This is a genomic window from Hamadaea tsunoensis DSM 44101 (assembly GCF_000428945.1).
In the GTDB taxonomy this organism is placed as follows: Bacteria; Actinomycetota; Actinomycetes; order Mycobacteriales; family Micromonosporaceae; genus Hamadaea; species Hamadaea tsunoensis.
This window is the reverse complement of record NZ_AUAX01000042.1, coordinates 1-14,711: the sequence shown is the minus strand read 5'-3', so window position 1 is coordinate 14,711 and position 14,711 is coordinate 1. Positions and strand designations below refer to the sequence as shown.

10 protein-coding genes and 1 pseudogene are annotated in these 14,711 nt (G+C 63.3%); 4 read left to right on the top strand and 7 right to left on the bottom strand.

The genetic code is table 11. The annotated features are described in order from the left end of the window. Positions 1–178 precede the first annotated feature (178 nt). Positions 179–961 carry an ATP-binding cassette domain-containing protein gene (locus tag G401_RS56435; RefSeq protein ID WP_157546728.1) on the bottom strand — a complete coding sequence of 261 codons (783 nt, stop codon included), beginning with the start codon at positions 959–961 and terminating at the stop codon, positions 179–181. A gap of 1,061 nt (positions 962–2,022) precedes the next feature. Here G401_RS56435 and G401_RS0136530 point away from each other — a divergent pair. Further along, complete coding sequence (locus G401_RS0136530) at positions 2,023–3,360, top strand: IS701 family transposase (RefSeq protein ID WP_034594205.1); 1,338 nt, start codon at positions 2,023–2,025, stop codon at positions 3,358–3,360. A gap of 196 nt (positions 3,361–3,556) precedes the next feature. Here the strand turns inward: G401_RS0136530 and G401_RS0136525 are convergent, their stop codons facing one another. The 3 genes from G401_RS0136525 to G401_RS56430 form a co-directional block, all read right to left on the bottom strand. Beyond that, positions 3,557–4,273 carry an SOS response-associated peptidase gene (locus tag G401_RS0136525; RefSeq protein WP_027346381.1) on the bottom strand — a complete coding sequence of 239 codons (717 nt, stop codon included), beginning with the start codon at positions 4,271–4,273 and terminating at the stop codon, positions 3,557–3,559. Positions 4,274–4,414: 141 nt separating this feature from the next. Then, a complete protein-coding gene (locus G401_RS0136520) occupies positions 4,415–6,988 on the bottom strand; it encodes a DEAD/DEAH box helicase (RefSeq protein ID WP_027346380.1) in 2,574 nt (857 codons plus the stop codon). A 303-nt stretch (positions 6,989–7,291) separates the two neighbouring features. Next, on the bottom strand, positions 7,292–7,447 hold the full coding sequence (locus tag G401_RS56430) for a hypothetical protein (protein ID WP_157546727.1): 156 nt from the start codon (positions 7,445–7,447) through the stop codon (positions 7,292–7,294). A 215-nt stretch (positions 7,448–7,662) separates the two neighbouring features. Between G401_RS56430 and G401_RS56930 the strand changes: the two genes are divergently transcribed. Further along, the gene (locus G401_RS56930) at positions 7,663–9,126 is read left to right on the top strand and encodes an ApeA N-terminal domain 1-containing protein (RefSeq protein ID WP_169734294.1); all 1,464 of its coding nucleotides are present in this window, start codon (positions 7,663–7,665) and stop codon (positions 9,124–9,126) included. 218 nt (positions 9,127–9,344) lie between these two features. Here the strand turns inward: G401_RS56930 and G401_RS0136510 are convergent, their stop codons facing one another. From G401_RS0136510 to G401_RS56925, 3 genes are all read right to left on the bottom strand, one after another. Then, entirely contained in the window at positions 9,345–10,964 is a 1,620-nt protein-coding gene (locus G401_RS0136510) for a hypothetical protein (protein WP_027346379.1), read from the bottom strand. Between the two features lie 72 nt (positions 10,965–11,036). Continuing rightward, positions 11,037–11,594 (bottom strand): HNH endonuclease, encoded by a 558-nt coding sequence (locus tag G401_RS53795; RefSeq protein ID WP_051367748.1) that lies wholly within the window; start codon positions 11,592–11,594, stop codon positions 11,037–11,039. 422 nt (positions 11,595–12,016) lie between these two features. Continuing rightward, positions 12,017–12,175: a hypothetical protein gene (locus G401_RS56925; RefSeq protein WP_169734293.1), complete on the bottom strand. Its 159-nt coding sequence runs from the start codon at positions 12,173–12,175 to the stop codon at positions 12,017–12,019. Between the two features lie 60 nt (positions 12,176–12,235). Between G401_RS56925 and G401_RS0136500 the strand changes: the two genes are divergently transcribed. Together G401_RS0136500 and G401_RS50920 are read left to right on the top strand one after the other, a co-directional pair. Then, complete coding sequence (locus G401_RS0136500; protein ID WP_169734292.1) at positions 12,236–14,506, top strand: P-loop domain-containing protein; 2,271 nt, start codon at positions 12,236–12,238, stop codon at positions 14,504–14,506. Continuing rightward, positions 14,503–14,711 (top strand): annotated as a pseudogene (locus G401_RS50920) (hypothetical protein); the annotation flags it as partial. The gene G401_RS0136500 and the pseudogene G401_RS50920, both read left to right, overlap by 4 nt.

The window sequence follows — 14,711 nt, the reverse complement described above, 5'->3', positions numbered from 1 at the left end:
ACATTTCAGCGCTTGTTGGCACCGCCGCCGACCCTGACCGCTTGGGAAAGGGCCGGCGCAGGCCGTCGAAACGACACTCCACGGTCTCATGAGCACTACTTCAGCAACGACAAGAGTTGCCCATGTCGCCGATCGGTAAGCTTCGCGGGCACCTTTGATTAGCTGCGTTCACGACCACCTAGTCGGTTTCTTTGCTCGCCGCTTCGGGATGCTGCCTGGTCTCGACCTCGTAGTCCAATGAGCTGTCCCGGCGGTTCGCCGTGCCCCCTTCGAGCATCGTGATTGACCAGTCTCGCGAGGCTTCGATCAGAAGTTGTGGGGAGTGTGTGACGATCGCCACCTGCGCGTGCTCCGCAGTCCCCTGAAGCCGCTCAATGGCTTCAACTTGCCAAGATGTAACGTAATTGTCGAGGAACTCGTCAAGGAGCAGAACTGTCGGTTCGACGCGTGCATGATGACGCGCATGGAGCCCGGCGATTTCCGTGACGATTAGACCCTCGTACGCCGAAGGTAGCCCTCCGTACTCGGAATATCTCCACGTTCGCCCATCTACATCGAGCGTGAAATCTACTCGCATTCCGTCAATTCGGACATCTTTAATTAGGCTACTTTCAGAAGGTAGAAGACTCAGCGTCGACCTCATTGCGGAGGCGCTCAGGTCAAAGACCTGCGAGAGTGCAGCAATATTGTCAATCTGAATGCCTCGGCGCAAGTGCAGCAGAATGGTCTTGTAAGGCCGGGCAACGTAGGGCACAGGATTTCCGTCCAGCACATGTGTCACTGATCCCGATCTACCTTTAGTGGTAACATCGTGCGTAATCGGATCAAACCAGCGTACCTCCATGTCGACATCTCTATGGCGCGACATCTCGGCCACATGATCTGGGTAGGAGACGCTTGCAATCAGACGCGTTAAGACCGACTTACCGCTTGCGTTCGGCCCACTAAAGATGTTGCGCATCCCTAAATTGAAAGTCTTCCCAACTAGGGCCGCAGCGGGAGCGGAGTTAACGGAAATCGAGTCGACTAGACCGACATGATTTAGAGCTCCGCCGTTGACCTCCGCAGCTTTGCGGGCTTCGTGAAGTCTTTTCCAAGCTTTCAGTTGGGCGGCTGAGAAAATTCGCCCATCGTCCGAATCGATAGACGTCCCATGTGCGGCACAGCACCAGATTCCATTCTCGGGCTCGCTCCGCTCTTTGTCTGACAAGCCGCCAGTGCCGCGAGGCCCATTTGGTGATGCCGCATATATGTGTGCAGCGATGCCGTTGCGTACCGTTTGCCGAGGGCGCATTCCGGGTCCGATAGTCAATAGGCCACACTTGAGCACCGAACACTGATATCCCGCCCTCTCCGCAATGATTCGGCGCGTGGCTGCTGTGAAGTCGGCTCGGATGCCCATCGTTGCCCTCTCCGCATCACGGGATGTGTCGTCTCGAATGATAAGGCGAAATTATGATCATCAGGTCGCGCCCACCATCTGCCGCTGATAGTGAACGCCGCCGAAGCGGACTGCGCCAACTAGCGTCGAAATACCGTTCCAGTGCCTCCTAGTACGGCAGTTATGGTTCGGCCGTTGAGCTGCGTAGATGCTCGGCATGGAGGACGTCGGCTTCTCAGTTGAGGCCCAAGAGCATTTTCAGTAGGTCGTAGGCGGTGTTGCCGAGGATGCCGACGATGATCTGGCCGAGGGTGAGAAGTGAGAGCCTGACCAGGGTTGCGGTTCGATCGGCTGGCTGTCGATGTCGACCTCGATGAAGCCTTGACTTCAGGTGGCGGGGAGGTTCTATTCTGCGCCGATGTCGACCTTGGTGGCGATTTTTGGGTAGGCGGTGCCTAGGTCTACGCGCCGCAACGCGTGTAGCGGATCACCCCGCTAGCCTCGACAAGCCTCGGTCGGCATGTCGTCAGGATAGGGGCTGGCGTCCACAAAGTCGACGATGACGTCGGGCCAGCTCGTCTGAGCTGCTGGGATGCGTGAAGACAGCCGCCGCCCGATCATTGTCTGTTGTGGACAAATCAATGAGGTGGGCGGCGGCTGCCGCCCACAGCGTAGCCGTGGCCGGCTGGCGGCGGGTGTTCGACCAAGCCGTGGACCGGATCTCGGCCTGCTTCGGCCGGGTCGAGCCGCGGTTGACCGTGCGTGACTTCCTGCTCGGGCTGCTGGCCCCGTTGGCACGTAAGAACTGCTGGTGGCTGGCCGAGCACGCCGGGCATCGCGGCCCGGCGCGGATGCAGCGGCTGCTACGTGATGTGGTGTGGGATGCCGAGACCGTCCGCGATCAGCTACGAGACCTGGTCGTGGAGCATCTGGGCCACCCCGACGCGATCCTGATCGTCGACGAGACCGGCTTCCTCAAGAAGGGCACCGGTTCGGTCGGCGTGCAGCGCCAGTACAGCGGGACCGCCGGGCGGATCGAGAACTGCCAGGTCGCGGTTTTCCTGGCGTACGCGTCACCCCACGGGCGGGCGTTGATCGACCGGCGGATCTATCTGCCGCAGTCCTGGATCGATGACCGCGACCGCTGCCAGATCGCCGGCGTCCCCGATGACCTGCAGTTCGCGACCAAGCCGTCGCTGGCCGCGCAGATGATCACCGCAGCATTGGCCGCCGGGATCACGGTCGGGTTCGTCACCGGCGACGAATGCTACGGCCGCGATCCGCGGCTGCGCGCCGTGTTGCAGGAGCACGGCGTCGGCTACGTCCTGGCCGTGGCCCGCAACCAGTACACGCAGATCACCACCGCCACCCGTGAACGCGCCGACGTCACCGAGTCCTGGCTGTCCGCCCAGGCGTGGCAGCGTCGCTCAGCCGGACCCGGCAGCAAAGGCGACCGGTTCTACGACTGGGCCTGGATCAGCATCCACCACGACACACCCGGCTGCCACAGCCTCCTGATCCGCCGCAACCGGGCCGGAGAACTGGCGTTCTACCTGTGCTGGAGCGCCCACCCGGTTGCGTTGTCGACGCTGATCCGCGTCGCCGGCACCCGGTGGGCGGTGGAGGAGAACTTCCAGATCGCCAAGGGCCAGGTCGGCCTGGACCAGTACCAGTGCCGCGGCTGGACCCAATGGCACCGCTACACCGTGCTGGCCATGCTAGCTCTGGCCATCCTGGTCATCACGATCGCCACCACGCACAGGCCCTCACGAGTTCGCATCTCGTATCCGGCGACCGAGGAACTGATCGCGCTCACCGTGCCCGAGATCCGCCGCCTGATCAACGCCACCCTGACCAGACCCATCCGACCCGACACCGTCCTGGTCTGGTCCGCCTGGCGACGACGACATCAAGCACGAGCCAAGGCCAGCCACTACAAACGACGGGAAGCGATCGAGAACGGGCAGCTCAGCCGGTGATCCGTAACTGCCGTACTAGAGGCGAAAATTGGTGCCAACTTTCGCCAGACGGCTATGCAGCACCTACTTTGCTGCGGCGTGGCGCGCACGCACCACCGGCGACCGTACGGAGATCCCGCTGGGGGTGGCGGGGCCGGGAGCCGCCGGGCGGCAGGTAGCACACGGAGAAATAGCGCGCCAGGCCGCGATGGGCCCGCTACGAGCCAATCTCGGCCGGCTCGACGAGCCCCGGTCCGTTGTTCTTGGAGACGTTGACCGCCTTCGACACCGGGAAGATGTCAAGGCTGCCCTTCGCCGGGGCTGCCATCAGCCTGCGTACCTTCGCCGCGTCGGTCAGGCCCGGGTCCAGCCAGGCATCCCACCGGTCCGGCTGGACCGTCATCGGCATCCGGTCGTGGACCTTCCCGGCGTCGTCGGTCGCCTTCGTGGTGATGACCGAGAACGTCGGGAACCACAGCGTCTTGTTCTCCGGGTCGTGCCACCACTCGACGATGCCCGCCATCGCCAGTACCGCGCCGTCCACCGGCCGGAAGAAGTACGGCTGCTTACCGCCGGCCTCGGCGAACCACTCATAGAACCCGTCGGCTGGCACCAAGCACCGCCGCTGCTCGAACGGGCGGCGGAAGGTCGGCTTCTCGTCGATCGTCTCGGCCCGCGCGTTCGTCAGCGGCCTGCCCTTCTTGCCGGCCTTGGCCATCCATACCGGAGTAATGCCCCACGTTGCCAACCGCAACTGGCGTACAGCCGCTTCCGCTTCAGAGTCCGGCGCCGACGACGTCAAGACGATCGGCACCCGCTTCGTCGGCGACACGTTGAAGTCCGCCCGAGGTACCTCGTCCGCCTGGTCGGAGGCAACGTGGAACGCTTCAGTCAACTGAACTTTGGTCCGGCTGGTGGCATAACGACCGCACATCAACCCAATGTGCCATGGACCACCGACATTCTTCCGTCGTACCCAGCCGGTCGGACCGCGGATGCCTATCCCAGTGGGACACAGCGTTTGAGCTGTTCCGGCAGACCAGCCGTGGGAGGGCCTCGACGGTCGGTCGGCGCGCTATGGGCTGGCGGTTCTAACTGCCGATGCGCTGAGCCGGTCACGGACTTGTTCGGGCAGCAGGCCATCTTGGCTGAACCGGTCCGCGACCAGGTCGCGTAGTTGCTGTTCAGTCCGTCCGGCACGGTCGGCCAACAGGTCGTGCCAGGCGCGGCCTGCCGTCGCGGCGAGCTCGTGCACCACATCGGGATGCGCGAGGTACACGTGCGCTTCCGCGGAGATGACTGCATCCGGGTCGACGGCCGGCTTGGGCGAGAGGATCACGGCGATGCTGTCGGGTGGGATGACCGTGGTGTTGCGGTCGGCGGCCAACATGCGCAACTGGTCGTTGGCTTGCCGCACATCCTTGAGTGGCACCATTCCCTTGGGCTCGTGATCGCTCTTGGCGTCCAGCGCCATCCACAGGTCGTTGTTCCAGCACCACGTGGAATCGCATCGTCCCGATCCGGCCGGTTTCCCGGCGGCGGCGCCGAGCAGGTGGCCGAGCTGGGTCAGCTCCGGCTCGTACTGTGACGGTGTCCGTTGCTGCAATCCGGCGAGCATCTTCGTCACTGCGGCCTCGGCCTTCGGTGCCGTGGTGGCCGACAGGCGTGCAGCTACGGTCGCGACCGCCGCAGCAGCAGCTGAGGTGAGCGGCGGGCGCGGCATGTCGGGCAGCGGTGGCAGGTCCCGAATCCAGGTGGCTGGCTTCGCCGCTGCCTCCGCATTTGCGATGAGGGCACGCGCGTGCTGACGTTGGGCCGGGTCGTTGCCGTTGACGCCTGCCTGGTCGGCCCAGACTCCGGCGAGGTAGAGCCAAAACGAGCGGTACCCGCGTAGCTCCTCGGCCCCGCCCAGGGTCAGGGCGGCCGCCGCGGCGCGTGCGCTGGCTTCGCGCCATTGTCCGGCTCCGGCGAGGGCACACGCCGCGATCTCATCGGGTACGGACTTGGTCAACGCATCGGTGCCGGCTGGCAGCGTGACCGTCGCGGCGTTGCGTTCCTCAGTGAGTCTCGGTTCGGCGTCGTCTCGCCACTCGTCTGCTTGGGCGAGGAAGGTGCGAACGTTGGCGAGCATGTCTTCGGCGGTGGCATCGCGACTGTTCTCGATCCCGAAACTGATCTCCGCCTGAAGTTCGGGATCGAGGCTCTGTCGTGTCTCGGGACGGAAGAGGTAAGTCGTGAGGTCCGAGCCGAGGATCACGACGACGGCCCAGTCATTTGGGCCGCGGGTACATCTTCCGGCGCCCTGCACGACCCGTGTACGCAGGCGTTCAGCCAGCGCCGTTCCGGCGCGGACGTTCTCGGACAGGAACCGCTCCTGAAGGTTGTCGGCGTCGGGTTTGCCATGCAGGACGACGACGCGGCAGCTGTCTCCGGGAAGGTCCAGTCCGTCGTAGCGTGCGGCCAGCCCGCATGTCGCGTGATCAGCGGCGACGAACGGCTCCATGCCGTCGCCGAGTTCGTCGATGGTCAACACCGGCCAGCCGGGCTGGGCCAATTCGGCTGCCGTAGCCACGGCCGTGTTCCGATCGGGAGCCAGGACCAGAGCCTTCCCGGCCTCCTTGACGATGGCGGTCGCGACCTCCATCGGGTCCACGTCGGTGACCACATCGGGGAACACGAAGAACCGCCGCCCGGATCTGGGCGTCGGCGTCGTCGCCGGTAGGGGCAGACGCCTGATCGGCGCCCGGCCGAAGGCCCGTTCGAGTTCACCGCCGCTGCCGAGCGTCGCCGACAGGTAGATGCGCTGCCGTGCCCCGGAGAAGACGATGTTGTCCGCCGTCGGCGGGATGACCGGCCGGATCAGGATGGAACCGTAGGAGACATAGACCAGGCACGCCTGGAGCACACCCCGGATCATCGAGTACCGGAACGACCACGGTGCCGCAAGCTGCGACAACACACCATCCAGCCGGCCGACCATACCGGTATGGTTAAGCGGCACGACCAGCCGCGCAGTGCGGTAGATGCCCGGATCGGGGACGGTGTCGCGCAGGCGCTGCAACGGCATGCCGTCAATCGCCGGCGCGAGTACCTCCAGGACGCTCAGGTAGAGCGCCTCGTTGTCGTACCGGCTGATTCTGATGGCGTACTGCTCGCCGACGTACTGCTCGCCAGCGTGTGCGTCGTCGAACAGCAGCAGATCCGGTATGGCGAGCTTCGGGCTGCTGTTGAAGATTGTGCTGTAGGTGGTGATGGCGACGGCCGCGGCGCCCTCATAGTCGGCCTTGTTCTGCGTGCTCCAGCTGGCGTGTTTACCCGACAGCAAGACGACAGGCACACCCTCGCGGGCGGCGACCTTCGCGACCTGCTGCGCCAGCTGCTTCGTCGGGCACGTGTACGCGACGCGGCCTGACCGGTTGCGGCGTACCCAATCGGCGATCACCAGGCCCGGAAGCGTCTTGCCAGTACCAGTGGGCAGCTCCAGGGCCAGGTCCGAGTCATCCAGGTGCGAACCGGCGTAGGTACGCAGCAGATCGCCCTGGTGCGCCCACAGACCCGAAACGGCGCCGGGTCGTCTCGGCAAGTCCCGGTAGTGGGCTTCCGGGTTGGCAGCGACAACGCGCGCTTTCGCGCCCCCCTTGAACGGCATGCCCGCCCTCCTGCTGCGACGCCAAACCGGACACGCGAGTTCAACACGGGCGAGACCGGGCTCTCCGAGCATACCCACCCCGCGGACGCGAGTCCGCGCATACCTGCCGATCATCGGGATGCCTGGCGGCGGCGTCCAGCTGCGGCCTGATCCCCTCGCTGCTGCAGGCCACAATCGGTCCTGTTCTCTGTTGCATCTAGTGCAACTCGCGGCGGTTTACTGGGGCAGTACCTGTATTCGAACGGCCGCTATTCCTCGCTGAATTGGGGCGGTCTGCCGCCGCGAGGGCTCCAGCTCGACGGCTCAGGTCAGCCGCTGGATCGCGAGGAGTCGGTAGGTGCCGTTGAGCACGTCGTCGCCACGGGTGTACATCCTCAAGATCGGGCGGATGTCTCCGCCGGGCGCGGGCAGCCAGCTTGGCTGGGCCGTCGGCTCGGCCGGCCGCTGGCGTGAATGCATCCCCGGACCCCCACCGCATCTCACGTAGCTTCGTCCGGTCCGATTCCACGCTGGCCCGCGGCGGTCGAACACTCGCTGGGGTGGTGTGTTGCTGGGCGCCGACCCCTGTTGTCAAGGTCATGCCTTCGGGCCGGAATGCGAGATCTCCTATATGCCCATTTCCGAAGCTAGCGGGGTGTACGGACGAAGCTAAGAGGGCAACGTATGCTATACGAATGGCCTCTGGGAACGACATTCCGCTGAAGGTAAAGCTGGACCCAGGCGAGTACCGGGTAACCTGGTACCTACCTGACGACGGCAGGCCCGAAGTTGCCGTGACAGGGGATCTTGAATTGCGCGGCAACGGCTACCCGCTTGGTCGCATGTATGGAAGCGAAGTCCCTGTCGAATGGAAGGTTGGCGACGGCGGGTCGTCTGCTGGCTTCCCGCAGCGCAAGTTCTATGAGCGGCTTCGCGGCAAATTAGTCAGTGGACTGGACGTTATTCTGCTCTCCGTCGAGGTTGAAATCTGGACTCACGACCAGGCGATATTAATACCGCGAGCAGCGCTTGTAGGCATGGGCATCGGAAAGCTTGAAGACTTGGTATTCGACTGGATCAAGGTTCAGGTTACTGCTCAGGATGTCGTAGCTGGCGTTGCCCCTCTTAAGTCTATTACATTCCCATCAGGAGCTAATCTGCGCCACCTTGAAGGAACATGGACGGTTGAGGGGAATCCCGACAGCTCGCAAGAGTGGGATGACGAGACGGCAAAATTTCGTCTCGAATACGACGGCTCTGCCACGATCGGAGACCCCTACCGCCACCGCATGGCCTTTAGCCCTGTTGCAGTCGTTGAGTTGGCGTCGCCGGCGACCTTTGATGAATGCATACGCGATTGGGTAACACCACTCCATCGCGTGATTAGCCTCGCATCCGGACATTCCGAGCGTCTAACCTATCTGCTTCTAGGCATAGCCGGCCAGGAGGGTGACGATAAGCGAGCGAGACGAGTGCAGGTCTATGGCAACGGAATCTATCAAGAGCCTTACGCTTCAAGATACGAAGATATTGCGCGCGCCGACCCTGCATTTCGCGTCAAGATCGACGGAATTCCACTACTTAGCCTGGTCCAGGAATGGCGCAATCTGGAGTTGCAACAACACCCCTTTATGGAGACTTTCGGCTCGGCATTGATTGTTCCGGACCTGCATCCGCGGTCGCGGTACCTACTCTTGATTCAGGCATTCGAAGGGCTGCATGGTTACCAAAACAGTGCCGAGGAAGAACTTCGGCGCGAACATCATGCCCAGAAGCGCGCGTTGGTATTGGGCGCGATCCGCCTATCGCTTTACAAAGAGGGTAGAAGGTTCCTTGACAAATATCTTATGAAAACGCCACCTGGAAGCCTCGACGCACGCCTTCGCCAGATTTTCGCTGACTTGCCAAATAATCCAACCGACGAGCTAAAAGCACTTCCACTCATTCAAGCAATGTTTGGCGATGCACGGAGGCCGACAGACGTTGGCCACGCTCTACGACTGATCCGTAATGACCTTTCCCATGGAAGTAAGAATTACGACGCGAGGGAGGTCAACGAAGTCGTGATTGTTCTGCACAGAGTGGCTCGTGCTCACCTACTTAGGCTGCTCGGATGTGATGATGCGGCACTACGCGCCGTGCTACAGCCCCGCGATTAGCATCTGCGCAAATGGTGCTTGACAGCGCATCGGATGACCGCGCCCGTAGCTCAACTTACGAAGTCGCGCTACGACGATGAATTGCATGATGGCTCTAATGCAACTCGTGGCGTTTTACTGGGGCAGGTCATGTATTCGGAGGACCGATATTCCTTTCCACGGGTGTCTCGCTGCGCAGATGCTGGTTAGTGCGGTGCCACGGCCATGCGAACCAGGGGCTATCGGACGAGCGAGATCGTCAGGCCCGGGTCTGCGCCGGGAACGAAGGTCAGCACATATTCTGTGTCGGGCGGTGTATCCGGCCCGATGTCGGGGATGTCCTTTAGGCGGGCTGTTGCGTAAAGGCGCTGTTTCCGTCCGACCGGCAACTGGGCGCCGTTAAGTGTGATCGTGAGGTCAGTTTGGGTGACCATGTTTGCGAATTCAGCGTTAAGTTGACGCTGGTCTTGGAACGACCTGACTCCTTCAGCTGTCATAGTAATGGACAATTCCTCCCACTGAGTGGCGATTGAGTTGCCGCTGAGTAGACGGTGTGCCTGCCTGATCTCGTGGAGTTCGCGCTCAGAAAACTGCTCAGGTACGGAGAAGTAGATGCCGCTGATACGCTGAATCTCATCAAGGTCGGCGACCAGGTTGGCGTATTTGGCAAATTGTTGGTCGGACTGGTTGGTCAATTCGATCGGCGGTCCGACGAGGCGATCCATAAAGTACGTTTCGAGTTGCCGCCCAACGTGAGCCTCGGCGAGAAATCGCACGGCCGCGAGGATCGCCGCCGGAAGGGCTCGTTCAGGGTGGACGTACTTGTAGTGCACATTCATCCGTGTGGTCACTGCATCAAGGCGAAGCACAACCTGGATGGCGCCGCCGATGCTGATGAAAGAGACCTCGCCGCCTCGGAGCCCAGCGGACCTCTCCTTGCCGAACAGCGGTAGCTGGGCCAGAGGTCGTCCTGTCGGGTCGACGATGCGTAACTGGCCGTGCAGGTTGGAGGCATCGGAGTTGGTCGTGGGGCCAAAGGTTAGCTGACCGCCGTCGAAGCTGCCGCCGAAGCCGGCAGGCGCATCGATGTGCAACTCCTTGACGTACTGGCTGGGGATTGTGCTGGGGCGGCCGTAGTCCATGGTCGCCCGCAGCGCCTCACGCGCTCGCCGACCCTCCTCGGTTTCGGGGAAGGTAAAGCTTCCGCCGACGGTGACTGGGCGGTCCTCCTCGGCACCGTTGTAGCGAGGCAGCATGGTAATGGTGGAAGCGCCGGCGTGGTCAACTGAGAAGGCGAACGTGTAGTACGGATCTAGTTCGTTAAGCCGGTCCCGCAGAACGCGCAGGCGATCGGTCAGATCGGGAACCCCGCTGGCCAGCCCCGCCTGTTCTCGGTTGAGTTCGCGCAGCAGCTCAACGACTTCGTCCTTGCTACCTTCCAGGAAGTAGCGTGGGATGTCTTGATGCGCGGCCATCTTGTCGTCGAGCCAGGTCTTCCCCAGCCACTCGCACGGGAACGTGTATGACTGGGTCAGCCTGGCGAACCACGCCTCTTCGGCCGGCGTGGGGTCGATGGGCACAACGAGCTGCCATCCGGCTGGAAGGTGCTGGGCCGCGCGCCGCAGCGAGTTCCTTACCTGCGTCCGCCGTCCGCCGTCGACTCGTCCGGTGAAACTCTTGAGCTCGAAGATCTCCAATCCGGAAGCGAGGGTGACCTGTACATCGCGGCCTCCATCTCCACCGCTGCCATCGACGCGCCGGGCGCTTGGATGAATGCGGCTGATTAGGACCGCGATCATGTCCTCATAGAGGCCGGCGCTCAAGCGCGGGTCGGTCCAATCAACGCGGTGGCGTGTCATGGCGGGATTTCCTATCAGGAACGGCACACCGGGCCGAGCGGGCAGATCGGTTGGATTGGTCGATCTTGACAGTTACGCCAGCGTCTGAGCCCGCTCCGCCGGCAGCGGCCAAGCGTCTTTAAGATCACGGGCTAACGAGGCAAGCTGTACATCAAGTTCGAACGACTTCCGGCCGAACCAACGTCGCCATAAGGCGCCGACCGACGACAAGTTGATCTCTCCTGAGATCAACAACTCGACGAGATCGTCTACTTCCGGATCATATTCGTTGGATGGACATCCCATCGCGAGGAGTCCCTCCAAGTCCGCTCCATCTACGATCTCCTTGACACGTGCTCGTATCCGGGCCTTCAGAGCCAATCCGACGACGATGCGTCCGTCGGCACCTACCTTGGCCTTATAGAGACGCATCGCGTCGACGGAGATCTCGCCTCCGTCGAATCGGGTGTGGCAAGTCGGGCACAGCGCAACGAGATTCGCATAGCTGTGGTCCTGGCTGACGGCCCAGGGCATGATGTGGGCGATCTCAATGGGGGTTTGGCGGCATCCTGGCACTGCGCAGGCGTAGCCCGCCTCGGCCCGAACAGCCAGCTGTACGTCAGCGGGGATGGCGGGGCGCTTGCTTGGCATCCAAGAATCCTAATTGACTTCGCGAGATCATCGCACGCCAGGTTGGGTGATGCTGCAGACGCCCGGACGCGATCTGGATCATGTTGCGTCAGGCGCAACATTGTTGCAGCTATGACTCGTACCATGAGGTCATTCACTGTCCATGAGACGCGAAGCCGCTGCGGCACAACAGAATCTGGTCGCCCCCGCCGCGAACGATGCCTACTTTACTGGGGTAGGCCGTGTATTCAAAAGAGCGGTATTCCAGGCCCGCGGCCGTCGCGACTCCCGGTGGGCAAGTCGGGGCCAACTTGGCCGACAAGGTCACTGACCTAGGTGCGACGCTCCTGGTAGTGGCAAGATCGCGGCTGCCGGTGTGCAGCCAGGAGCGGTCCAGTTCGTCAATGCGGCCGTCGTCATGCACGTGCGGGATGCCTATGTGATCACGGTGTTTGCCGCTCGACATGTCCCGCGCGCTTGTCCCGGTCGGCGATCGCCACGAGCTGCGAAATCGGGGCCTTGGCGGCCGTTGCCATGTCCTGGGTGGCCGCTGTTGTCTCTTTGCCGCCATTGTGGTTGTGATCATTGATGGCTGTTGTCATTGTGTCTGGTTTGGAAGTGCTGCTCGGCGAAGGACGGGGCATGGTGGGTGGCCTGTGGGCGTGAGCAGTTCAGTACGGCGCCGAGCGCTGGTGATCGGGGTGGGCAAATTCAAGATCGCGTCGGCCGGGTTTTGGAGTTTGCCGTTCTCGGTGGAGTACGCCGGGCAGTTGGCGTCAGCGTTGAGGGACTACCAGCTCGCGGGTTTCGAGGTGCAGCTGCTGGAGAATCCGGGCCGGCAGCAGATCCAGGATGCCTGGATGGGCTTGCTTGATGATGGGACGGTCGACGCTCGCGTGGTCCATGTGATCTCGCATGGCCGCTTGAGCGCTCAGCAGCGGCGGGTCGAGGTTGTGGGGCAGTGCACTCTCGCGGGTACCAACAACGTCTGGGAGTGGGTTTCGGCCGCGCACGATAGTGGTGTGCCGACGCTGTTCCTGGTCGACTTGTGCGGAGCGGGTAAGGCCGCTGATCTGGACTTCCTGGTGGAGCCGCAGGAAGGGGACCTGAAGACATGGGTGCTGGCTGCGTCTCGCGCTGATGAGCGGGCGTTCGATGGTGTTTTCACGCGTGCGGTGACCAGGGTGTTGCGCGAATGCGGGCGCGACGGTTTGGGCGCTGAACGCCGCCGCCCGTATGTCGATCTCGCGGAGTTCGGGCGCCGGGTGCAAGATCGCATGTCGAAGCCGCCGCAGAAGCAGACTTTGCGGTCGACGAAAATCGATTCTCATTGGTCAACGCCGGGGATCCTGCCGAATCCGCTGTATACACCCGATCCATGGGCCGATCGGGTTGCGGCCTTGGAGCCGTCGATGCAGCCGATCGTGGCCGACGTGGTGGCCGACCTCGGTCATTTCCACGGCCGGGCTGGGGCGTGGTTTACCGGCCGGCACAGTGTTCTCGGTCAGCTGGTGCCGTGGTTGAGTGGAACGGGAACCGGTGGGCTGTGGGTGGTGACTGGTGCGGCCGGGTCGGGGAAGTCGGCGTTGTTGGGTGCGTTGGTGTGTGCGGCGCATCCGGCGTTGGAGGATTTGGCGGGGTCGGTGCGGCGGCGGATGGACGAGCAGCCTGAGGTGATCGAGGGCATGGTTGCTGTGCATGCCCGGCAGCGGAGCCTGACCGAGATCATCGACTCGGTCGGCCGCCAGCTCGGCCTCACTGTGCCGGACAAAGGCTGGGATGCTGCGGATCTCATCACGGCGATCGCTGGGCTGCCGGAGCCGCCGGTGATCGTGGTCGACGCGCTGGATGAATGCCCGCAAGCGGCCGCCGTGCAGGCGGTGCTGCTGATGCCGCTGGCTGTCGCCCGCCGCAGCGACGACCGGTCGGCCGTGCGGCTGCTGGTCGGAACCCGGCCCTGGCCGGAGTTCCACCTACTGCTCGATCGGGCCACCCAGAGCGGACGGTTGAGCGATCTCGATCAGACGACGCGTCCGGAGTTGTATCGGGACTTGCGGCGGTTCCTGCTCGATCAGTTTCATCAGATGCCGGCGGGTGAGCGGCTGGCCAACGGCATCGCCACGGTCTTGGCCGACCACCACGAAGAGCATCGGGGCGACCCCGCTGCGAAGAAGTGGGGTCATTTCCTGGTCGCGGCCCGCTACGCCACGTACGTCCTGGACAACCCGCCAGCCGACAACGGCGACGTCGAGCGACTGATCGGGCAAGTGCCGGTAACGTTGCCGCAGATCCTGGAGATGGAGCTCGCCGAACACCCCCGGCCACACCACCTCCGTGCGGCGCTGACCGCATTGGCCTACGCCAAGGGCACTGGCATGCCGGTCGAACTCCTGCGTGCGATCACCCCGGCCGTCGGCCCCGCCGACCCTGACCTGTTCACCAGCGACGACCTACGGCTCTACATACGAGCAGCCAGCGAAGACTCCGGCGTCAGCTTGCTGCGCCTCTACCACCAAGGGCTCGCCGACTATCTACGCGAACATCCCATCACCGCGGACGAGGAGCATGACCTCACTGCACCGGTCACCACCGCCCTGCTCGCCACACGAGATCGCGGAGATGGCCGCCGTAGTTGGCAACATGCCCCGCCGTACCTGCACCGCCACGCGATCGAACACGCCGCAGACGCCGATCTCGCCGATCCTCTGCTCGAAGACTACGAGTACCTCACCTTCGCCCACACGAACCCGCTGCTCCAGTTCCTGGATTTGGCCCGTAGCGACAAGGCCCGTCTGGGTGCCGCCGTCTACCGCTCCGCGTACCACCTCCTCAAAGCCGACCCGGAGCAACGTCGTCGCCTGATCCACCTCACCTACCTGCGCTACACGAGCGGCGCGGCAACGCGTGTCTCACCGGCCGAGCCACGACCATGATCGAACCCATCTGGGCGACCGGCAGTCAGCTCACTTCAGCCCTACGCGCGACCCTCACCGGCCACATCTACGCCGTGAACGCGGTCGCCTGCACCACTCTCGGAGGCCGGCCGATCGTCGTTATCGGCAGCTGGGACCGCACGGTGCGGCTCTGGGACCTGGCCACCGGACAGCCCATCGGCACACCGCTGACCGGCCACACCGA